The following is a 21,799-nucleotide window of genomic DNA, read 5'->3' as shown; positions in this document are numbered from 1 at the left end:
TTTCACGGGATGTCCACCCAAATTGGCTGAAAGCGGACAGGCGATGCGTCATACAATTGTCACAAAAAACGCCTCCCGCCATGTCGCCGACCGCCCTTGCCTTCGTTGTTACCGCCGCTTTTCTGCACGCCACGTGGAATTTTCTGGCCAAACGCATCGACACCACGGAGGGTGGCGGTCCCCAACTGGTCTTTCTCTACGCGCTGCTGACGGTCGTTCTCTACACGCCGCTCGCGCTGTTCTTTCTCATCGGTTCACACGCAGACTGGCCGGACTGGCGCGGCTGGGCCGTCATCGCCTTAAGCGCCCTGCTCCACTATGGCTACACGCTGGTGCTGCAACGCGGCTACCGGGTCGGCGATCTCTCGGTCGTCTATCCGCTCGCGCGCGGCACCGGGCCGTTGCTCTCGTCGCTGGGCGCAATCGTGCTGCTGGGCGAGCGCCCGGGCTGGCTGGCGCTCGTCGGCATCGGGCTGGTGGTCGGCGGCGTGCTGATCATTGCCGGCGGCGAGCGGCTGTTCCGGCGCGGCACCATGCATGCCGGGGCCGGCTGGGGCGTGCTCACCGGCGCATTCATCGCAGCGTATACGTTGGCCGATGCTTACGCCGTCAAGACGCTGATGCTCGTACCGCTCGTCTACTACTACCTCGAGAACGTGGTGCGCGTGGTGCTGTCCGCCCCGGTGGCGCTTTCGCGGCCAGCCAGAGTGTCGCTACTCTGGCGCGCCAACTGGCGCAAGATCGTGCTGATTGCGCTGATCTCGCCGATGTCCTACTTCCTGATCCTGACGGCGCTTCAATACGCGCCTGTCTCGCACGTGGCCCCGGCGCGGGAGATGTCGATGATGGTGGCGGCCCTGCTCGGGGTACGGCTGCTGGGCGAAGGCGAGATGCGCCGCCGGGTCGGCGGCGCCGTACTGATCGCGCTGGGGGTCGTCGCGCTGACGTTGGGCTGATCGGCTATCCGTTATCCGTTTGGGGGCCTGAGCCCCCGGACACCTCAGATGCGCTGAAGCCAGAGACCCTTGAGGTACTCGCCTTCGGGGAATTGCGTGAGCATCGGGTGATCCATGCCCGCCGACAGGCGGCGCAGGATACGCGCATCGACCCCCGCGTCAACCGCAGCACCGGCCACGATCTTCTGGAAAAGGTCAGCGTCGATGGCCCCCGAGCACGAATACGTCAACAACTGACCGCCCGGACGCAGCAGTTTGAAGCCCGCCAGATTGATGTCCTTGTACGCACGCGCGGCACGATCGACGTGGTGCGCCGACGGGGCGAACTTCGGCGGGTCGAGCACGATCATGTCGAAGGTGCGTCCCTCTTCACGCAAGGCCCGCAGCGTCTTGAACACATCGGCGTCGCGCCATTCGGTACGCGAGGCGTCGAAACCGTTGAGTTCGACGTTGCGCGCGCCGATCGCCAGCGCCTCGCCCGACGAATCGATCGACAGCACACTCTGCGCGCCACCCGCCAATGCCGCGAGCGAGAAACCGCCCGTGTAGCAGAAGCAGTTCAGCACGTCGCGGCCCTTGGCCTGTTGCTTGACCAGCAGGCGGTTGTCGCGCTGATCGACGTAGAAGCCCGTCTTGTGGCCGTGGCGCACATCGACGTAGTACTTCACGCCGCACTCGTGCGTGGTCAGCGACTCGGGTGCTTCGGGCGGCTCGGCCCCGGCGAGTACGCCGGTAATGCTCGGCAGCCCTTCGCGCTCGCGCACGGCAGCGTCGGAGCGTTCATAGACGTTCGGGCAGCCCGTTGCGGCCACAAGCGCCTTGGTAATGGCGTCTTTCCACACTTCCACGCCGGCGGCCATGTACTGGCACACCAGTTGGTCGCTCGCGGGTTGGCCCGGTGCCGACTGGTAACGGTCGACGATCAGACCCGGCAGGCCGTCGGCCTCGCCGAAGATCAGGCGGGTCGCGCCGGTGTCGTGCACCATCTGCTCGCGATAGGCCAGCGCTGCTGCGACGCGACGTTTGAAGAAAGCGTGATCGACCGGCTCGTTCTCGTCGAAGGTCCAGACACGGGCGCGAATGGCCGACACCGGGCTGAACGCGGCGCGCGCCAGAAAACGGCCGTCGGCGGCACGCACCACGACCGTCGCGCCGGAGGCCGGTTTGCCTTCCACATTCGCCACGGCGGTGGCGTAAATCCAGGGATGGCGGCGCAGCAAGGATTTTTCTTTGCCGGGCTTGAGGATCAAGGTGTTCATGTGGAGCAGGCCAACGGTTGCATTCGGAGAGCGGCAAGTCTTGCGGCACGGCGTGCGGCGTCGCCACGACGGGGCGTCGGCACACGGGCGGGACTTGCTGGGGAAGGACGCGATTCTACACCGAGTCGGGGTAGCGCCACGGCGGAGTCAGGTCTTCTTGCGCGCGCGCGGGTGCGCCTGATCGTAGACCTTGGCCAGATGCTGGAAGTCGAGCTTCGTGTAGATCTGCGTGGTCGAGATGTTGCTGTGGCCGAGCATTTCCTGCACGGCCCGGAGGTCACCCGACGATTGCAGCACGTGGGTCGCAAACGAATGCCGCAGCATGTGCGGATGGACATGCGTGGGCAGCCCCGCCGCCAGCGCGTGGCGCGACAGCCCCTGCTGCACGGCCCGCGCGCCGATCCGCTTGCCTCGTGCGGACAGAAACAGGGCGTGCGGCTCGGCAGCCGTCAGCCCGGCGCGGACATTCAACCAGTCAGTCAGTGCTTGCACCGCTTTCTCGCCCACCGGCACGCGGCGCCGCTTGTTGCCTTTACCGGTGACGATCACCTCGCGTTCGGCCAGATCCAGCCAGCTTGCGGAGCGATAGCCATCGGCTTCGACGTAACGATGATCGAGCCCGGTCAGCTCAGACAGCCGCAACCCCGATGAGTACAGCAACTCGAACATTGCCCGGTTGCGCAGCGCTTCGGCCGAGGTGCCGGTCGAGTGTTCGACCAGCGCCGACGCCTGATCGGGCGACAGCGCCTTGGGCAGCGGCTTGGGTTGCTTCGGCGCGCGCACCCCGTCGACCGGATTCGCCGCGAGCGCCGAACGCTGGGCCAGCCAAGCGTAGTAGCCGCGCCATGCCGAGAGCTTGCGGGCAATCGAGCGGCCAACGAGCCCCTGACTGTGCATCTGCATCACGAACTTGCGGATGTCGCCGTGCGCCAGCGCGTCGAGCGGACGGCTTTTCGCCATCGTCTGCAACTGACGCAGGTCGCGGGTGTAGTTCTCGAGGGTCAGCGCGGCGAGCTTGCGCTCGCTCGCCAGCATGGTGAGATAGGCCTGAATGCCCGGCTGAAGGGGGGCTTCGGGGATATCAGCGATCTCGGAGGATTCCGGCGCCTCACCGGTGGCACCGGCGGCGGCGGTGCCGCGCGGCTTGGGCGTTGCCTTGGCTTTCGGCTTGGCGTCTGGCTTGGCCACGGTAGCGCCCGGGGCGACTCAGTCGTCCGCGCGCAGCTTGCTCAGCGCCGCGCCCGCGAGTTCGCCGATCTGCGACAGGAAATCGGTCGCCATGCCTTCGTGGAAACGGCGGGCGTCGTCCGAGCCCATCACCAGCAGGCCGAACACCGGGGCGTCGGCACCTTGCTGCGCGAGCGGGTCGCGCAAGGCGAGCAGCGCGACCGAGGCCGGATCGGCCGGTGCGCCGAGCCACGTGACCGCTTCGAAACCGGTGTTCGCGCCGCAATACGGCGTCGCCAGACTCGACGCGAAAATCTTCACTTCTTCGCTGACGCTGCGGGCAAATTCGGCCGGTTGATACGGTGCGCAGACATTCCACACGCGTACGGCGGCGAACGGCACATTGAAGACGTCGCGCAGCCCTCGGGCAATGGCATCGGGCAGCGCATGCGGATCGCGCTCGCCGAGCAGGCCGAGGGTCCAGCGGTGCAGCTTGGCCGAGATATCGTCGTTTTCGTGGCCGTAACGCATCAGTTCGGCGAGGCGTCGCTCGATCTGCTTGGTCTTCTCGCGCTGCATCTCGATCTGACGCTCCTGCAGCGACACCGCCCGCTGTCCGTGGGGGCTCGTCAGGCGCACGCCCGCCAGCAATTCGGCGTGGCGTTCGAAGAAGTCGGGATGCGCGATCAGGTATTCCGCAATATCTCGGTCGTTCATGAGTGTCCGTCTGCTGTTCATCGAAAACCGCACCGCACCCTGCTTGCACAAGGAGACCCGGCGGCCGTCAGGGTCGCGAAATCAGAAGCTTCAGAAACCAAATCGGTCTTGCGGGCGCCCATTCCCACCATGGCCGATGCCACAGGGCGCCTTGCGGGCAACACGGTATCAGATCTCGATGGTGCCCTCGAAGACCGTTGCGGCGGGCCCCGTCATGATGACCGGGCCGGCGGCGCCATCCCACTCGATGGTGAGGGTGCCGCCATGCGTCTCGATGGCGACCGGCGAGGCGAGCAAGCCCCGGCGAATGCCCGCCACCGCCGCAGCACAGGCGCCCGTGCCGCAGGCGAGTGTCTCGCCCGCGCCGCGCTCAAATACGCGCAGGCGTGCCTGATGCTTGTCGACCACTTGCAGAAAACCGGCGTTCACGCGGCGCGGGAAGCGCGCGTGGCGCTCGACCAGCGGGCCGTCGGTCTCGACCGGCGCCGTGTCGACGTTATCGACCACCTGCACGGCATGCGGGTTGCCCATCGACACGACCGAAATCCACGTGGTCTTGCCGGCCACATCCAGCGGCCAGAGCGTGTCGTTGCCCTCGCGGCGGCCTTCCAGCCCGCTCGCGTCGAACGGCACATCCGATGGCGTCAGAATCGGTGCGCCCATATCCACGCTGACCTGCCCGTCTTCGCGCGCGGTGAGCGTAATCACGCCCTGCTGCACTTCGACGCGTACCGAGCGCTTGTCGGTCAGCCCCGTATCGCGCACGAACTTCACGAAGCAGCGCGCGCCGTTGCCGCAATGCTCGACCTCGCCGCCATCGGCGTTGAAGATGCGGTAACGGAAGTCCACGTCCGGCAATGCCGAGCGTTCTACGAGCAAAAGCTGGTCCGCGCCGACGCCAAAATGGCGGTCGGCGAGCGCACGCCACTGTTCGGGCGTGAAATCGATGGTCTGCGAGATGCCGTCGATCACGACGAAGTCGTTACCGGCACCTTGCATCTTGGTGAATTTGAGCTTCATGCCGCTATTGTAGAGGAGAAGTCGACGCGCATCCGGTGCCGGTCAATACACGCCCGGCTGGCCTTCCGGGCGGGTCTTGAAACGCTTGTGCACCCAGTAGTACTGCTCCGGCATTTTCAGAATCTGTTCTTCCAGAAACGCGTTCATGCGGCGGGCGTCGGCGTCGGGATCGCCACTGGGGTAGTTTTCCCACACCGGGAAGACCTTGAGCCGGTAGCCCTTGTAGTTCGGCAGCACTTCGCCAATGAACGGCAGGATTTGCGCTCGGCCCACTTCCGCCAGACGCGACACCGAAGTCAGCGTGCAGGCCTCGACGCCGAAGAACGGCACGAACGTGGAATTGCGCGCGCCGTAGTCCATATCGGCGGCCAGCATGACCGGTTTCTTCTTGCGAAACATGCGCAGCACGTCGCGGGCGCTGTCGCCGCGCGGGATCATTTCGGCGTCGAACCGGCCGCGCTGCTCCCGGGCCATGGCATCGAACGCCGGGTTCGACATCGGCGTGTAGAGCGACGCGCAGGGCCGGTGCAGCGAGTAATTGATGAAAACTGAGCCGGCTTCGATCCCCACGAAGTGGAACCCGAGCAGGATGGTCGGCGGCATGTTCGGATCGCGCAGATCCACGGCCGAATCGAGCTCGATCAGCTTTTCCAGCTTCTTGCCGTCGGCAAACCACTGCACGCTACGCTCGGCGTAGCTGCGAATGGCGTGCACGAACGACGCCCGCGCCACGCGCTCGCGGGTGGCGTCGTCCCAGTGCGGGAAACACAGGCGCAAATTGGTGTGCACCACGCGCTTTCGCGAGCTGGGAATGAGGTACAAAAGTTGTCCGAGGCCCGCGCCGAAACGCGCGACCCAGCTATAGGGGAGCAGGTTGAGCCCCCGCAGCAGGCCTACGCTCACGTAGTACCCGATGGATTTCTTGGGAGTGGTTGCCATGTCGCCAGCAGATTTTCTACAGGGGCGTATAATAAGCGACATCGCCGAGTTAACTGACAACTTGCGGGGCGATTCGGATGAGCCACCCTATCGAGGCAGCCCATCCGATTAACTTATCCGCTAAAGCGTCGCCGCTTCTTCTCCGATGACGGCTACGTGAGTCGCCAATCATTCGTTACAGAGGAGCCAGAAGTGGCGCACGATTATCTTTTTACTTCCGAATCGGTATCCGAAGGTCACCCGGACAAGGTCGCTGACCAAATCTCGGATGCTGTCCTTGACGCGATCCTGACCCAGGACAAATACGCGCGCGTCGCCGCCGAAACGCTTTGCAACACCGGTCTCGTCGTGCTCGCGGGTGAAATCACCACGACCGCCACGGTGGACTATCAGCAAGTTGCGCGCGAAACCATTCGCCGCATCGGCTACGACAACACCGACTTCGGTATCGACTACAAGGGCTGCGCCGTGCTGGTCGCCTACGACCGCCAGTCGCCCGACATCGCCCAAGGCGTGGACCGCGCCCATGACGACAACCTCGATCAAGGTGCCGGCGACCAGGGCCTGATGTTCGGCTACGCCTGCGACGAGACGCCGGAACTCATGCCGCTGCCGATCTACCTGTCGCACCGTCTGGTCGAGCGCCAGTCGCAAGTGCGCCGCGACGGCCGCCTGAACTGGCTGCGTCCGGACGCCAAGTCCCAAGTCACCATCAAGTACGAAAACGGCCGTCCGCACAGCATCGACACGGTCGTGCTGTCGACGCAGCACTCGCCGGACATCGGTCTGGAAGCGCTGCGCGAAGCCGTCATCGAAGAAATCATCAAGCCGGTGCTTCCCGCCGAGCTGATCAAGGGCGACATCAAGTTCCTCGTGAACCCGACCGGTCGTTTCGTGATCGGCGGTCCGCAAGGCGATGCCGGCCTGACGGGCCGCAAGATCATCGTCGACACGTACGGCGGTGCCGCACCGCACGGTGGTGGCGCGTTCTCGGGTAAGGATCCGTCGAAGGTCGACCGCTCCGCCGCTTACGCCGGCCGTTATGTCGCGAAGAACATCGTGGCAGCCGGTCTGGCCTCGAAGTGCGTGATTCAGGTGTCGTACGCCATTGGCGTGGCGCGCCCGACGTCGGTCATGGTCAACACGTTCGGCACGGGCAAGATCAGCGATCAACGCATCGCCGAGCTGGTCGAAAAGCATTTCGACCTGCGTCCGAAGGGCATCATCCAGATGCTCGACCTGCTGCGTCCGATCTACGAGAAGACGGCTGCCTACGGTCACTTCGGCCGTGAAGAGCCGGAATTCACGTGGGAAGCCACGGACCGCGCCGACGCCCTGCTGGCCGACGCCGGCCTGCGCGCCGTCGCGTAAGCGTCACACGCTGCATGTCTCCGCTGGCGCACGCTGGCGGCAGACGGAACGACGTGAAGACGTAATGACGTAATGACGTAATGACGTAATGACGTAATGACGTAATGACGTAATGACGTAATGACGTAATGACGTAATGACGTAATGACGTAATGACGTAATGACGTAAAGAAAAACCCCGCTCGGGTCTTCCCGGCGGGGTTTTTCTTTGCCTGCGAGGCTTTCAAATTCCGGTGCGCCGACTCAGCGCAGCAACTGCTTGATCATCATGGCAAATCGCTTGCCATACGGCGGGTTGAGCAGACCGGCGCCATTGAATCGCGCCTGCCGGAAAATCGGCTTCTCCTTCGAGAACGTGCGGAATCCGGCTTCACCGTGATAGCCGCCCATGCCGGATGATCCCACGCCACCGAATGGCAGCCCATGCTCGGCCACATGCAGCAGAGTGTCGTTGATCGTCACACCGCCTGAAATCGTGCCGTCCACCACCCGGTCGATACGCGTGTCATCGGTATCGAACACGTACAGCGCCAGCGGGCGCGGACGATCGTTCACATAGGCGATGGCCGCGTCGAGGTCGTCATACGGCACTACGGGTAACAGCGGCCCGAAAATCTCCTCGCGCATGACACGCATGCCGTCGTGCACCCCCGTGATAACGACCGGCGGCAAGCGTCGGCGCTCGGCTTGCGCAGGCGCATCGAACAGCGCATGCGACGTCGCCCCCTGCGCCGCGGCTTCCCCCGCAAGCCCCGTCAATCGTTCGAAATGGCGCGGCGAGACGATGCTCGTGTATTGCGGATTGTTCACTGCATCGGGATACAAGCGAGCCGCCACCTGACGCGCCGTCGCAACGAATGCATCGAGTTTTTCGCGCGGCACCAGCACATAGTCCGGTGCGACGCAGGTCTGCCCAGCGTTGACCAGTTTGCCGAGCATGATGCGCTCGACCGCATGCTCCCAGCGTGCCCCCGGCCCGATGATCGCTGGTGACTTGCCGCCCAGTTCGAGCGTGACGGGCGTGAGGTGTTCACTCGCCGCGCGCATGACGTGATGCCCGATCGACGTCGCTCCCGTGAACAGCAGGTGATCGAACGGCAGCGTCGAAAACGCGCGGGCCACCTGCGCGTCGCCGGTGACAACGGTCACCCACTCGGCAGGGAAAAATTCGGCGACGGCTTTCGCGAAGACTTCCGCAAAACGCGGCGTCACTTCCGAGACCTTGAGCATCACGCGGTTTCCTGCCGCCAATGCATCGGTGAGCGGTCCAACCGCAAGAAACAGCGGGTAGTTCCACGGCACGATCACGCCGACAACGCCGAGTGGCTGCGGCACGATGGCCGTGCGAGCAGGCAACAGCCAGAGGTTGGCCCAGCCGTGCGTGCCGCGCATCCACCGGCGCGTGTTGGCCAGCGCATGCTTGAGGTTGCCGTGCGATGGGAACAATTCCAGCATGTCGGTCTCTTCCGCCGACCGGCCGCCGAAGTCTTCGTCGATGGCTTTGGCAAACGCCTCGCGATACTGGTGCAGCATCGCTTGCACGGCCTTGAGATGCGCCTTGCGTGCCGGCCAGCCGACTTGCGGCGCGGCGTCGTGTGCACGGCGCATCGCGTCGAAACGTGGCAACAGCATGGCGCGTGCGATATCGTCGTCGGATGCCGCGTGCAACGCGGGCGGTGCGTCGTGCAGGCCGCCGAACTCGTGGTTGTGTCCCATCCCGTCCTCCCTGTGGCCGCCGGTGGCCGCCGTTGTCATTATTGTCATTTGGTACTGCACGTCCTGCGAATATTGCGAGTGCTGCGGATATTGCTGATATTGCGGATATTGAGGTTCAGCCCGCGAACGCACGATCCAGCCATTCGCGTTGCACACCGACGGCCAGCGAATCGGGCATCACGCCGTAGACGCGGCCGCCATGATTCGTCACGCGGCTCTCGACGAAGCCATGCGCCAACTCGGCAGGGGCATGTTCAAGCAACAACGCGGCCTGTGCGAGCAGCACGATCTGTTGCGCAATCGCACGCGCGCGCACAGCGTGCGTTGCCGGGTCGGCAGCGAGCCAGCCGTGCAACTGCGCCAACGCCGCACGCAACGGCGCGTGTGCGCCCACGCGTTGGCCCAGCCAGTCGAACCATGCCTGCGCCACCTCAGGCTCACGCCCGATGGCACGCAGCACATCGAGGCACATCACGTTGCCTGAACCTTCCCAGATGGAATTGACCGGCGCCTCACGATACAAGCGCGCGAGCGGCCCGGTTTCTACATAGCCGTTACCGCCCCAGACTTCCATGCATTCGCCCGCGAGTTCGAGCGCGCGCTTGCACACCCAGAACTTCGCGGCGGGCAACACGATGCGTCGCCACGCGCGTTCAAGCGGCGCGTCGTCATCCGACTCGGCCGCATCGAACGACTGCGCCAGCCGCATGGCGAGCCACGTCGCCGCTTCCGACTCCAGCGCGAGATCGGCAAGCACGGTCGTCATCAGATCCTGATCGACCAGCTTGGCGCCGAACGCGGTGCGATGCCTTGCGTGATGAATCGCCTGCACGACACCCGTGCGCATCATCGCGGCGCTGCCGATCACGCAGTCGAGGCGCGTGTACGTCGCCATCTCGATGATCGTGGGAATACCGCGTCCCTGCGCGCCCACGAGCGTGCCGTAAGCGCCCTGAAATTCGACCTCGCTGCTCGCGTTCGAGCGGTTGCCGAGTTTGTCTTTCAAGCGCTGTATCTGCACGGCATTCTTGTGACCGTCGGGTGTGTAGCGAGGGACGAAGAAACACGACAGCGCGTCGCTGTCGTCAGCGCGGGCGAGCACCAGATGCGCATCGCATTGTGGCGCGGAGAAGAACCACTTGTGACCGACCAGTGAATACGTATCACCACCCAGCGCGCGGGCGACCGTCGTGTTCGTGCGAACATCCGACCCGCCCTGTTTCTCGGTCATGCCCATGCCGACGAGCATCGTGTGCTTCTGCGCGAGCGGCAAATCACGGGGGTCGTGCTGCGGCGCGAACAGTTTGTCCTTGATCGTGGGAAACAGCGACGGCACCTTCGACAGCACCGGAATGCTGGCAAACGTCATCGTGGTCGGACACAGCGACCCCGCTTCATTCTGCGCATGCAGAAAATACGACGCTGTGCGCGCCGCCATCGCGCCCGCCTGCGGATGCGCCCACGGCAGCGATTGCAATTGTGCACCGCGCAAAAGCCCCATCAGCGCGTGCCAAGCCGGGTGAAATTCCACGTGATCGATGCGATTGCCGCGGGCATCGAAGTTCTGCAACTCGGGCTCATGGCGATTCGCCGTCTCGGCCCATTGCTGCACTTCCGCCTCGCCCAATCGTGCGCCCTGACGATGCAGTTCCTTCGCATGCCAGCCGGCATTGAACGTCGTCACGGCGCCCTGCAAAGCGGCATCGGTGGCGTACAGGTTGTAATCGACGAGCGGCGGCACCTGATTGGTGACGTCGTGGGTTTGCCAAGCCTCAGCCATCCGTGTCTCCCTCCGGGTATGCCAGCCGTGTGCGTGCCGTGCGGGTCGTTGATGCCCGTCGATGGACGCTATTGCGCTCAATCGGACGGTCACACCAAGTTGATCATTTCATCATAGCGGTTGAACTCTGCCGTCCGCACAAATTAGAGGAATGCTTCACATCGCGCGCGAATCGGAGAAATGTCTGCCTACAATGAGTGCCGCCGCTTCAGGTCACCGCAATCTGACGCAAGCGGTGCGGCGAATAGCAGTGCACAAGAAAGATAAATACAAAGCAGGCAATGCAGTGCCCATCCAAGGGAGGATGACAGCATGGACTATGACTACGTCATTGTCGGTGGCGGCTCGGCGGGCTGTGCGCTCGCCGCACGATTGGCCGACGGCTTGCCCGGGCGCACGATCGCCCTCATCGAAGCGGGCCCGCCCGACAACAGCTTTCTGGTCAGGCTGCCGCTAGGGCTCGCGGCGCTGGTGCCATTCCGGTCGCGGCGCAACTACGGGTTTCGCACCACACCGCAAGCGGGTCTTGGCGGGCGTCAGGGCTATCAGCCACGCGGCCGGGGTCTGGGCGGATCGAGTTCGATCAACGCCATGATCTACACGCGCGGACACCCCGACGACTACAACGACTGGGCGCAAGCCGGTTGCACGGGCTGGGGCTGGAACGACGTGCTGCCCTACTTCCGGCGCAATGAAAACAACGAACGCGGTGCCGATGACTGGCACGGCAGCGGCGGCCCGCTCAACGTAGCGAATTTGCGCACCGTCAACCCGTTCTCGCAGCACTATGTCGATGCGGCACGCGAAGCGGGTTTCCCCGTTTCCAGCGACTTCAACGGTGCGCAATACGAAGGCGCGGGGATCTATCAGGTCACGCAGAAGGACGGCGAGCGATGGAATGCCGCGCGCGCGTATCTGCATGGTAAAACTCGCGCGAATCTCCATGTGATCACCGATGCACTGGTCCAGCGCATCACCTTCGACGGCATGCGCGCGACGGGCGTCACGCTGCAACGTCGCGGTGCGCTGGAGACGCTCAAAGCGCGTGCGGAAGTGATTCTCAGCGCCGGCGCTTTCAACTCGCCGCAGTTGCTGATGGGCTCGGGCATCGGCCCGGCAGAACAATTGCGTGAGCATGGCATCGCGGTACGCGTCGATTCGCCGAACGTCGGCGAGAATCTGCAAGACCACATCGATTTCATCATCAACAAATACGTCGCGCACAGCGATCTGGTCGGCTACACCCCGCCGGGTCTGTGGCACTTGCTGATGCAGGGCGTGGCGTATCTGCGAGATAAGCGCGGCCTGCTCGCGAGCAACGTTGCCGAAGCAGGCGGCTTCCTCAAGAGCGATCCGGGCCTCGTTCGCCCCGATCTGCAAATGCACTTTCTCGTGGGGATTTGCGACAACCACAACCGGCGTCTGCATCTGCGGCGCGGCCTGTCGTTGCATGCCTGCGTGTTGCGCCCGAAGAGCCGCGGCCGCGTCACACTCGCCACGGGTGATATGCGTGATGCGCCGCTGATCGACCCGGCTTTCCTGCAAGCACAGGAAGACGTCGATACGCTGCTGCGCGGCGCCCGCGTGATACGCCGGATTCTCGCGGCACCATCACTCGCACGCTTTGGCGGAAGGGAACTGCACAGTCGCGGCGTGGAATCGGACGAAGCACTCACGTCACTGATTCGCGAGCGCGCCGACACCATCTATCACCCGGTCGGCACCTGCCGCATGGGCAACGATGCGGCGTCGGTGGTCGATACCGAACTCCGAGTGCGGGGCGTTGAGGGACTGCGCGTTGTCGACGCCTCGGTCATGCCGACGTTGATTGGCGGCAATACCAACGCGCCGTCGATGATGATCGGGGAGAAGGCGGCGGACATGATCCTGCGGCAAACGCAGCGGCACGTCGGCGGCGTGGACGTCAGTCATGACCGCGCGGCCAATGCCGGACATGCAACGTTAGCTGCCCGCGTACAGCCACAGGCCTAAAAACCGTTCGCCCCAAAGCGCACTTGCTACGGCCCCGGCGGCGAGCCACGGGCCGAACGGCAGCGGCCCGCACATCGTGCGGCCGCGCAGTATGCCGAGTACACCAAACGCGAGCGTTGCCGCCACGGCGCCGAACGCCAGCGTGAGCGGCACGCCGATCCATCCGAGCCACGCACCACAGGCGGCGACAAGCTTCACGTCGCCGCCACCCAGCCCCTCATGTCCGGTCAGCAGAAAGTGACCACCGGCAATGAGCCACATTGCGACGTAGCCCAGCGCCGCACCGAGTACCGCATCACTCACCGGCACCGTCACGCCTGCCACGCTCAGCAGCAGACCGATCCATAGAAGGGGCAGCGTGATCACGTCGGGCAACAGGCGGGTTTCCGCATCAATGAGCGAAAGCGCGAGCAAGGCCGCGCCAAAACCGCACCACGCGAACATCGTCGCGTACAGCATCAACGGCGCGAACGTCCAGCCGATGGCCGCGAACATGACGCCCGCACTCAATTCAACGAACGGATAACGCAAGCTGATGGCGACATGGCAGTGCGAACAGCGGCCGCGCAGCAGCAGGTAACTCACAACGGGCAGGTTGTGCCAGACGGGGATGCGGCTATCGCAACGTGGGCAACGCGAGGGGGGCCACGCCAGATTGAAAATCGGTGTGACGGGGGGCATATGTCCGGCCCAGTGGGCAGCTTCGCGTGCCCATTGCACTTCAAGCATGCGTGGCAGCCGCCAGACCACCACGTTGAGAAAGCTGCCGATGAACAGGCCAAGAATGCCCAACATCGCCGCGAAGCTCTCACGCGGCAGCGCTTTTATCGCATGCGCCAGCAGGTCCAGAACGTTCGCCATATTCAGATCATCGATTGCGCGTGCTCGCCTGCTGCGCGACCGATTTGCAGCATGCCGGCCACAGTCACCACGATCGTTATCCCCACCAACGCCATCAGCACCGAGCGCGCCGCCGCCGCACGTGCCTTGATTCGCTCGGCGGTCTCCTCGATGGTCATCAAGCCGATCTTGCGAATACCGACGTCGAAGTTGGTCCGCCCGGAATATTCAACGAGACGATCGAACACCTCCTCGTTGAACAGCCCCGTATCCATCGCCTTGATCATGCTTCTGTCGCTTCTGAGCGACGCGCGCATGCGCAACAGATGCGAGCGCATCCACGGTGACGCGCCGGTGAGGAGCAACGAGATGGCATCGAAGACCGAGGTCTTGGCGCTGGTCAGCGCCGCGAGTGCCACGAGGAATTCGCCGGAGCGCACGTCACGATAGACAGCGTACGGCCCGAAGTCATCGAAGCGGCGCCGCAGCGGGCCGGTCCAGCGGCTGAGCGACCACGACATGACCACCAGCAACACCAACGGCACACCGTAAATCAGCGGCCACCAGTTGGCGACAAACCCCGACATGTTGTACAACCACGCACCGATCATCGGAAACTTCTCTGGCGGCATGATCTCGGTCATGATCGGCATCATCCCGTAGGCCACCCCGAGTTGAATTGCTGCGAGCAGCACCGACATGAAAATCGGCAGCGTGATCGCCCCGGAGATCGCGCTGCGCGTCTGCTGCTGCAACGTCACGACGCGCGCGAGAAAGCGCAGCGTGCCGGGCAAGTCACCCTTTTCCCCAGCGGCAATGACCACGAGATCGGCCTCCGGAATCGTGCCCTCCAGTGACTTGCGCAAGTTCTTCGAGCTGGCTCTGTCGCGCCATACGGCATACAGCGGCGCCATCGCATTGCGGCGCTCCTTCGCGCGAGCACACCGGCGTGAGAACAGGTCGAACGGATTCGCACCGTCTTCGATCGCGTCGGCAAAATCGCTGTAGAACTTCGCACGGGTCTTGTGGAATTGGCGCTTCGCCTTGGCCAGCCCCGGATAGGCGTCACGGGGCGGTGAGAGTTTGGCGAGCAATCGATTGGCGGCGTCGAGCATGGCGTGGAGGTGAAACGTCAGAACATTGTTGCGATGGAAGAAAGCGCGCGCGACGACTCACACACTCGCGAGTCGCCGCGGCGTCGTAGCCGTCGGCGCGGTGGCTTGGGGAAGGTGATACTTCTTCAGCTTGTAGAAGGACGCTTCGATGTCGCGCGGGTCGATGCGCCCCTGCGACATCTTGTAGATCGCGTGCTCGATGGCGGTCTTTCCCGTCATGTCCGGACTGGTGAGATCGCCGTTGTGACTCGCTCGCCATTGCCGCTCGGCTTCCCAGAAATGCGACTCGCGCAGCAGATCAAGCATGTCATCGGTCAACTCGCAGACTTCGGCGACAACGGTTTGCCCTGCGGTGCCGCGCCCCTTGCATCGTTCGCAGCCCGCCCCTTCCACGCGAACGTTGGTGACATCGATACCGAGCGCCGCAATGACGTCGAGCGCCGCCGTGTCGAGATTTCCGATCGCAGGCAGCTTGCAGTGCTCGCACAGCACCGGGATCAGCTTCTGATACACCATCGCCGTCAAAAAGTTGGGTGACGTGACAGCAGCCAGCGGCATACCGATTTCATCACTGACGAGACGGGGGATGATGCCGAACGCGCTCGACGCATGCACCGTGGACAGCACCTGATGGCCGGTCTCCGTCATCGACTTCGCAAACGAACCCGTCTCCGAATCGCGAATCTCGCCGGGCATGAGCTTGTCCGGGTCCCCCCGCAACAACACCTTGGCGGCGGCACCGAACGCCGACTCGCCCGCACCGTCTTCGGCGCGGCGCTGAATCGGAATCTGCGTCATGTGCGGCTGGATGTACTCGACCGGATCTTCGATGGAGAAGAATTTCTTGCCCGAGTCGCGCTCGTACATCATCAGCGTGCGTAGCGTAGTGGACTTCCCCGACCCGGTTTCCCCCGCAATAATCGTGAGACCCGGGCTGCGATGCACCGCGTCTTCGAGCACTTCGACCTGATCGTCGGAATAGCCAAGCTGCGAGAGCGAGAGTACATCGCCCTCTACCGCTTCGTTGAGCAGCAAGCGCAGTACCACGTCCACGCCGCGATTCTCCTTCACGCTCTGGAACCGCAACTGATACTTGCGCTGGCGAATGGAGAGCGGGATCGAGCAGCTTTGATGCTGATCTTCATCGAAGTGGTTATGACTGCGGCTGCTCGGATCGGCCCGAGAGTTGTACGCGGCGGACACCGCGTCGAGCATTGCGTGATAGTCGCGCGAGAGCCGGTCGCTGTCGCCGGTCACGCGCAGCTTGCCGTGAATGCGCATGCGCACCTTCACATGCTGCCCGTCGCGAAACTCGAAGTGAATGTCTGACGTACCGGCCTCGACTGCCTTCTCGATGAGCAAATCGAAGTTGCGATAAGCCCCGGTGCGTTGCTCGTCGGAACGGCCATCGTCGTCGCCCTGCTGCTGCAACTGCGACTGCATAAGCAGAATTTCTTCGGTGGTGCCGACATAGATGCCTTCAAGATCGAGACGATGCGTGGCGCGCACCGCCTGATCGAAACGCTCGAGCAGATCGGAGCCTTGCATGCGCACGAAGGTCGTGTGCTCGATCAGCACCAGAAACAACCGCGGCTTCATCGCCACCAGCACGAGCGAGCCTTGCTCGGCGCCGGCAAGTGTCAGGCCGAGATCCTGACGCCAGCCGAAGGTCTGGATATCCTCCGATCTCAGGTCGGCGACGGGGCGGGCAACGGGACGTGTGCCGCTGCGTCCGTTCGCTCGCGCCCAAGCGACGCGCAGGCGTTCACCGATCGTCGCCATCGTGCCGCCCCTGTGCCGCATGCTTGACAGCCAAGGCATCAGGCAGCAGCAGACGCGCGGGCTTGCCATGCCGCTTCACGTCGACGAAATCGTCACCGATGCTCACGACCTGCCACTCGCCGACGTGATCACCGCGCTTCACCGTGTGACCGAAGCGACCGTCGACCCGAAGGTACGCGACGGTGGTGTTCTCCACACCCTGTATGAACAGCAACTCGGGCGGCAGGTCTGCGCGGGCGGGCTTGCTGGTCACATCGGGGGCAATGCCGTCCGGCGATGGTCCATTGCCGGCCGCTTTATCCTCCTGTGCGTCTTGCGACGCCTTGAGGTGAGCGCGCGCAAACGCGTCGATATTCTCTTCGGCGGACGCAGTGGCGGGCGCGACGAGAAAAGCGGTGAAGGCCACCGCTAACCGGACGAGATGACGTGATCTAGTGGACATAGTAGGTGCCTTGAGCGGTGAAGACGGGCTTGCCGTCGCTGATGTCGATCTTCACGTCACGCAGGGACATGTTGCCCGCACGCATCATCAGACCGGCGACCGAATCGAGAAACGCGAGATGACCGGCCATCTGCCATTCGCCTTTGGCAATGGACGGCGGCACGTCCTGTCCGGCCGCTGTCGCAGGCGGTGGCTTCACCAGCGGCTCGGCCATCGTGAGCGAGATATCCATGCCGTAATCACCCAATGCCTGCAAACGCGCGCCTGCCGTGCGAAGAAACTGATTGCGGGGAATCGGCGTGACGCGGGCATCGGCGGCATCGGCGGCGGCGTCCGCGTCCTGACGTTCGTCTGCGATCGCCACAACTTCCTTCGCATGGTCCAGATCGACGATCACCGCGTCGGGCCGCTGTGAAAGCAGCAGATCGAACGTGCCACCCTCCTTTCGCCGCCAGTCGATGCTGCATCGCGCGGCATTGCAATCGATGCTTGCCGGACGCCACCCGCCAGCATTGGCCGGAAGCGCCTGCACCACCGACTGCACGCGCTGCGCGTAATCCGCGCCGAAGGCAAACGGCTCGGCGGCGATGGCCCGTGCGAGCGAGCGCTTGTAAGCGTCGATCGGATCGACTCGATTGGCGGCGGCCAGTTTCTGCTGTTGCAGATCGTCGTACCACGACCAGCCAAGCCACCCTGCGCCGCCAAGGCCCGCGACGATCAGGAGTGCCACGGCAGCGATGGCCAGTTCTCGCGCGGGTAACGGCTTGCGCACTAGCTGCAACCGCGCCTCGGCAGGCCGCTCGCGACGCGCGTGTTCGGCGATGGCATCGAGCGAGAGCGGAACGTCCGGAGGCGGCAGCTCGGGCAGTTCCATCCCGGCGATCTTCACCGGACCTTCGACCTCAGCCGTCCATCCCGCCAGACGCGCCTTCAAATGCGCAAGCGGCAACACAGTGTCGACGTCGGGTCGCCGGTCTCGCAGCGTGACGAACATCGCCGCCGAAGGGTCGTCCGGATCGGCATGGACGAACGCGACGTTCACGCCTTCGACCATCTGCCCCAGCACGGCGGCGAGTGCGTAACGATCGGGCATCGCATCGCCTTTGGGCGCAACGGGCAGCGACATGAGTCCGACGGTGCGGGTGCCGGAGCCGTCATCCGCGACAGCGAAGTGCGACGCGTCGCGGCTTCGGGCGAGGCCACGAATCTCCGTCGGTTCCTTTTGCAAACCGATGAGCGTCTCCCACTGCGCGCCGACGACGAGATGATTGGAGAGTGCGCGCGTCATCTCACACGCCCTCGGTCAGTTCCGGCGAGATCACGATGACGACCTCGTTCACCCGCTGACGCGCTTCTTTCGTACCGCCCTCGTAAGCAAAGATGCCGTCGCGGTCGGTGCTGTCGTCCTTGCGACGGAAGCCGCTGAGCACCAGCGTGTCGCCCGACTTCAACGACGCCCGCTGCATCGTCTGTATCGATGCCGTCAGTGGCAGCTGCATGAAGGTTCCCGTGCCGAGGCCGTCGTCGTGGCGGCCTTTATCGTCTTCGTCCTTGCCGCCGTCGACGGCAACCTTCACATCTTTTCCATCAACGCTGACGCTCGTACCTCCGCCGCCCTTGCCGCCAGCGTCGCTACCGCTCGGTGCTTCTTTGCCGGTGCGCAGATTGATCTTCTCGAGCTTCTTCAGATCGGACATATCGATCTGCACCTGCAACATCACGCTGCGGTTATCCATGACGGTAGGCAGCAAGTTCATCACGAAGCCGGTGGTCAGCACCGACTGCTCTGCGGTGACAACGGCTTGGCCGCCGTAGTTTCCGGGCGTCATGCTGGTCTGCGCGACGAAGCCCTGATTTTGTGTCACGGCAACCGGTGCGGGCTGGTTGTTCAGCGTGACGACGGTCGTGTCGATGATGGCGCTCACACGTCCCTGCTGACTGAGTGCCTTGATGAAAGCCGTGGAACCGGCCAGCACACCGCGAGGAATCTTGCTCACGCTCAGGCCACCCTTGCGCGCCATGAGCGCGCCACCGAGCGCCGGGCCACCGAGCCCCGCGACCAAACCACCCGCCGATTGATAGACCAGATTCCAGTCGATGCCCGCGGCGGAGTTTTCTTCCAGCGTGACCGAGTACACCTGCACGCGCAGCTTGACCTGACGGCCCAGCACCGCGTTCTCGGCGTCGATGTATCGCTTCACGCGCTCCATCACCTCAGCGGTGTCGGTGACGACGAGCGAACTCGTGACCACCGACGGCGTGACGCGCCCGCCATCGGAAAGCATGTCGGAGACCGTCTTGACGAGATCGGCCCAGTAGTCGAGCTTGGATTCCGTCGTCACCTTGGCGTCGGCATTGAAGTCGAGTTTGACGCCACCGGCCGACCCACCGCCGCCGCTGCCGCCCGACGCGCCGCGATCCGCCTTCATCTCCGATTTCTTGCCTACCGAAGCGCTGAACGTCGAACTGCCCGGCATCATCTTGATCTGGAAGCTGCGCGTGACGTAGCGAGTGAACTGCACGACACCATCGCGATACGACCAGTGCGTGCCCGAGCGATACGCGACGGTATCGAGCAGGCCGGACAACGTGCCGTTGTAGTGCAGCGGCACGGCGGGCTCGCCGCTGTCGGTACAGTTCATCTGGAAGAGTTTTGACGATCCCCCGCCGCCACGGCTGCCGCCTCGCCCCGAACCGCCGCCGTCGTCGCACGACACATCTGCCGCGACGCGAATCGTCAGCCCATTGCCGCGTGCGATCTGCCCGAGCACTACCGACATGGCTAGCGGCGCCCCGGTGGAGAAGCGGACGTTACGCTTGAAGAAATCAGGGAGGGATTCGGTGGCTTCGATCGCCACGGAATGTCTGGCGAGCCACGCGCCGTCGACGTGCTCGATGGTGCGAATCGGTGTAGCGGATTTTGCGTCGAGCGCCGAGCGCACGGCTTGCTGCGCCTGCGTGACGTTCGCGTCGGTCTTGCCGAGCATTCCCGGCGTACCGCACGCCGCCAGTAACGTGATGGCGCACAATACGCCGAGTCGCTTTCTCATGGGTTGCTGGTCTTTTTTATAGTGGGCTGCCGTGTGACGCACGACCAACGTTATTGCGTGGCGTGCACGACGCGCAGCACGCGATTGGCCTCATAAACTTTCACGCGAATCGGTGCGTCGCTGTTTTGCAACGACAGCACCACCTGCTCGATGATGCCGAGGAAGTCACCCGTGAACGTCGCCGGATACTCGATCGGGAAGTCGCGCTCGATTTCCCATGCGAGTTGCCAGCCGTGAGATTCGGCGTAGCGTTTGATGGCTTGCGAGATGCGGCCGTCGCTTGGCCTCACGACGAGCGATCTTTCGATTGGAACTAAGGGCGCGCTAGTTTCGACGGAGCTTTCAGCGACGTACGTCGCAAGGACTAGTTCGCCCTCGTCATGTATGCCTACCATTGGCTCAGGAACAGACCGCAACACGCGGGCTGCGCTCGCAACCAAGGGCCGGTGACTCGGGAGCGCCGTCGCGATCGAGGACGATTCGGTCTCGTCTTTCCCCATGACTGCTGGCGATACGGTTGTCGTAAGCACCAGCAGAACTACGAAGCCGAGCTTGGGACCTTTCATGCTCTCTAGCCTCCGGTTCTTGATTTAGAAATACCGAGCTCAACCAGCGAAAGTGAACACTAAGTCCGCTCTCGTCGCGTCGAGCGGTTGATCGGCGTCGTCAGGATTTACCGTCGAATCGCACGTAGTGTTCACCAGGGTCATCGATTGCGTCAGTGGAATGTTCGGTGCCTTTACGGATACCGCGTTGATTGTGAGTGTCGAGAAGGAAGGCATCATCTTCGCCGCAAGCTCTTTGCACTGTTCCGACGGGTAACCCAACGACGTCACCTGTATTCCGCTGGATGGGAACCCACCTGCGGTCACCCCAACTACGGTTATGGCACCGCCGAACCGATTCAGCAGGTTGGCTCCGCTCCGATTAAAGCCGTCCATCACACCCGAGGCGACAACAGTGTCTTGGTCCGTACCAGTCGCCAGGAGACGACCCGATGCCACTGCGTTCTGCACCGCAAGTGACGCCATCTGCCAATCCTTCAGCTCCTGAGTCATCTTCACGCTGGCCATTAACTTCGGCACCCCCACCATCGCCCCGGCCATGATCAAACCCATCACGGCCACCGCCACTGCCAGTTCCACCAGCGTCACGCCGCGTTGACGGCGTTTGTTCAGGCGCTGGGTCATCTTCGTTTTGAATTGTGCGAGCGCACCTGCATTCACTTGCATAGCCATAAGTCCTCGTCCGAGATCAGAAGTTATTGAGAGGGGAAAGATTCGAAGCGCCGCAGAATTCGCCTTCGCAACGACAGGGCCGATTTATGCCTGAAGGCAATGCGCCGCGTTGTCGGGTGCGAACCGCGTCTTTAGCAAATTGACAATCGGCACCGGCGTGAAAACGCCCATTCACACGCGGTTTCCGATAGGGGGTGTCACTGAGCCGCAGCGAACTGAATCGGCGCGTGTTCCCGCCCGATCAAGGCGATGCAAGGAGAGACCTGAAGAAAAGCCGTCACGTCACAAACGACGACATTAGGAATCGAACCAACCGCAGAACGAGTATTCGCAGCGGAAGGCGTTTTCGCCGCGATTCAGCGGTTTCACAAGCCACGTTGCGTGGCCTGTTTTGGCACGACTGATGAAATGTCCG

Annotated in this window: 18 protein-coding genes; 3 read left to right on the top strand and 15 right to left on the bottom strand. The window is 63.5% G+C overall.

Annotated features, from left to right (window positions below):
• Positions 1 to 80 precede the first annotated feature (80 nt).
• Positions 81 to 956, top strand: coding sequence for a DMT family transporter (locus tag AT302_RS01055; protein WP_058376814.1), 876 nt, complete (start codon positions 81 to 83; stop codon positions 954 to 956).
• A gap of 44 nt (positions 957 to 1,000) precedes the next feature.
• Here AT302_RS01055 and AT302_RS01050 read toward each other — a convergent pair whose 3' ends face one another.
• The 5 genes from AT302_RS01050 to AT302_RS01030 all read right to left on the bottom strand — a co-directional run bounded on the left by AT302_RS01050 (position 1,001) and on the right by AT302_RS01030 (position 6,058).
• Positions 1,001 to 2,215: a class I SAM-dependent rRNA methyltransferase gene (locus tag AT302_RS01050; RefSeq protein ID WP_058376813.1), complete on the bottom strand. Its 1,215-nt coding sequence runs from the start codon at positions 2,213 to 2,215 to the stop codon at positions 1,001 to 1,003.
• A gap of 147 nt (positions 2,216 to 2,362) precedes the next feature.
• A complete protein-coding gene (xerC, locus tag AT302_RS01045) occupies positions 2,363 to 3,250 on the bottom strand; it encodes a tyrosine recombinase XerC (protein WP_084656500.1) in 888 nt (295 codons plus the stop codon).
• A gap of 171 nt (positions 3,251 to 3,421) precedes the next feature.
• On the bottom strand, positions 3,422 to 4,099 hold the full coding sequence (locus AT302_RS01040) for a DUF484 family protein (protein ID WP_058376812.1): 678 nt from the start codon (positions 4,097 to 4,099) through the stop codon (positions 3,422 to 3,424).
• A 168-nt stretch (positions 4,100 to 4,267) separates the two neighbouring features.
• A complete protein-coding gene (gene dapF / locus AT302_RS01035; RefSeq protein WP_058376811.1) occupies positions 4,268 to 5,119 on the bottom strand; it encodes a diaminopimelate epimerase in 852 nt (283 codons plus the stop codon).
• A 42-nt stretch (positions 5,120 to 5,161) separates the two neighbouring features.
• A complete protein-coding gene (locus tag AT302_RS01030; protein WP_058376810.1) occupies positions 5,162 to 6,058 on the bottom strand; it encodes a lipid A biosynthesis lauroyl acyltransferase in 897 nt (298 codons plus the stop codon).
• Between the two features lie 192 nt (positions 6,059 to 6,250).
• On the opposite strand from AT302_RS01030, the gene metK reads away from it, so the two are divergent.
• Entirely contained in the window at positions 6,251 to 7,429 is a 1,179-nt protein-coding gene (gene metK, locus AT302_RS01025) for a methionine adenosyltransferase (protein ID WP_058376809.1), read from the top strand.
• Positions 7,430 to 7,672: 243 nt separating this feature from the next.
• On the opposite strand, the gene AT302_RS01020 is transcribed toward metK, so the two are convergent.
• Both AT302_RS01020 and AT302_RS01015 read right to left on the bottom strand, forming a co-directional pair.
• A complete protein-coding gene (locus AT302_RS01020; protein ID WP_407668856.1) occupies positions 7,673 to 9,061 on the bottom strand; it encodes a coniferyl aldehyde dehydrogenase in 1,389 nt (462 codons plus the stop codon).
• 199 nt (positions 9,062 to 9,260) lie between these two features.
• Entirely contained in the window at positions 9,261 to 10,925 is a 1,665-nt protein-coding gene (locus tag AT302_RS01015) for an isovaleryl-CoA dehydrogenase (RefSeq protein WP_058376808.1), read from the bottom strand.
• Between the two features lie 312 nt (positions 10,926 to 11,237).
• Between AT302_RS01015 and AT302_RS01010 the strand changes: the two genes are divergently transcribed.
• A complete protein-coding gene (locus tag AT302_RS01010; protein ID WP_058376807.1) occupies positions 11,238 to 12,917 on the top strand; it encodes a GMC family oxidoreductase in 1,680 nt (559 codons plus the stop codon).
• Here AT302_RS01010 and AT302_RS01005 read toward each other — a convergent pair.
• From AT302_RS01005 to AT302_RS00970, 8 genes are all read right to left on the bottom strand, one after another.
• Entirely contained in the window at positions 12,888 to 13,778 is an 891-nt protein-coding gene (locus AT302_RS01005; protein WP_058376806.1) for a prepilin peptidase, read from the bottom strand. The genes AT302_RS01010 and AT302_RS01005 overlap by 30 nt on opposite strands.
• Positions 13,779 to 13,780: 2 nt before the next feature.
• Entirely contained in the window at positions 13,781 to 14,872 is a 1,092-nt protein-coding gene (locus AT302_RS01000; RefSeq protein ID WP_058376805.1) for a type II secretion system F family protein, read from the bottom strand.
• A 57-nt stretch (positions 14,873 to 14,929) separates the two neighbouring features.
• Positions 14,930 to 16,654, bottom strand: coding sequence for a GspE/PulE family protein (locus tag AT302_RS00995; protein ID WP_058376804.1), 1,725 nt, complete (start codon positions 16,652 to 16,654; stop codon positions 14,930 to 14,932).
• Positions 16,638 to 17,096, bottom strand: a complete 459-nt coding sequence (locus AT302_RS27800) for a hypothetical protein (protein ID WP_167365767.1) — start codon at positions 17,094 to 17,096, stop codon at positions 16,638 to 16,640. The genes AT302_RS00995 and AT302_RS27800 overlap by 17 nt, the downstream gene beginning before the upstream one ends.
• The gene (gene pilO2, locus AT302_RS00985; protein WP_058376802.1) at positions 17,086 to 18,384 is read right to left on the bottom strand and encodes a type 4b pilus protein PilO2; all 1,299 of its coding nucleotides are present in this window, start codon (positions 18,382 to 18,384) and stop codon (positions 17,086 to 17,088) included. Before pilO2 ends, AT302_RS27800 begins: the two co-directional genes overlap by 11 nt.
• A gap of 1 nt (position 18,385) precedes the next feature.
• On the bottom strand, positions 18,386 to 20,146 hold the full coding sequence (locus AT302_RS00980) for a secretin N-terminal domain-containing protein (protein ID WP_157125648.1): 1,761 nt from the start codon (positions 20,144 to 20,146) through the stop codon (positions 18,386 to 18,388).
• Positions 20,147 to 20,196: 50 nt separating this feature from the next.
• Positions 20,197 to 20,436, bottom strand: a complete 240-nt coding sequence (locus tag AT302_RS27795; protein WP_058376800.1) for a toxin co-regulated pilus biosynthesis Q family protein — start codon at positions 20,434 to 20,436, stop codon at positions 20,197 to 20,199.
• Between the two features lie 315 nt (positions 20,437 to 20,751).
• Positions 20,752 to 21,378: a type II secretion system protein gene (locus AT302_RS00970; protein ID WP_167365766.1), complete on the bottom strand. Its 627-nt coding sequence runs from the start codon at positions 21,376 to 21,378 to the stop codon at positions 20,752 to 20,754.
• Between the last annotated feature and the right edge of the window lie 421 nt (positions 21,379 to 21,799).

The sequence above is a fragment of the Pandoraea norimbergensis genome, assembly GCF_001465545.3.
Classification (GTDB): domain Bacteria; phylum Pseudomonadota; class Gammaproteobacteria; order Burkholderiales; family Burkholderiaceae; genus Pandoraea; species Pandoraea norimbergensis.
The sequence above is the reverse complement of the archived record's forward strand: the minus strand, read 5'-3'. Positions and strand labels throughout refer to the sequence as shown.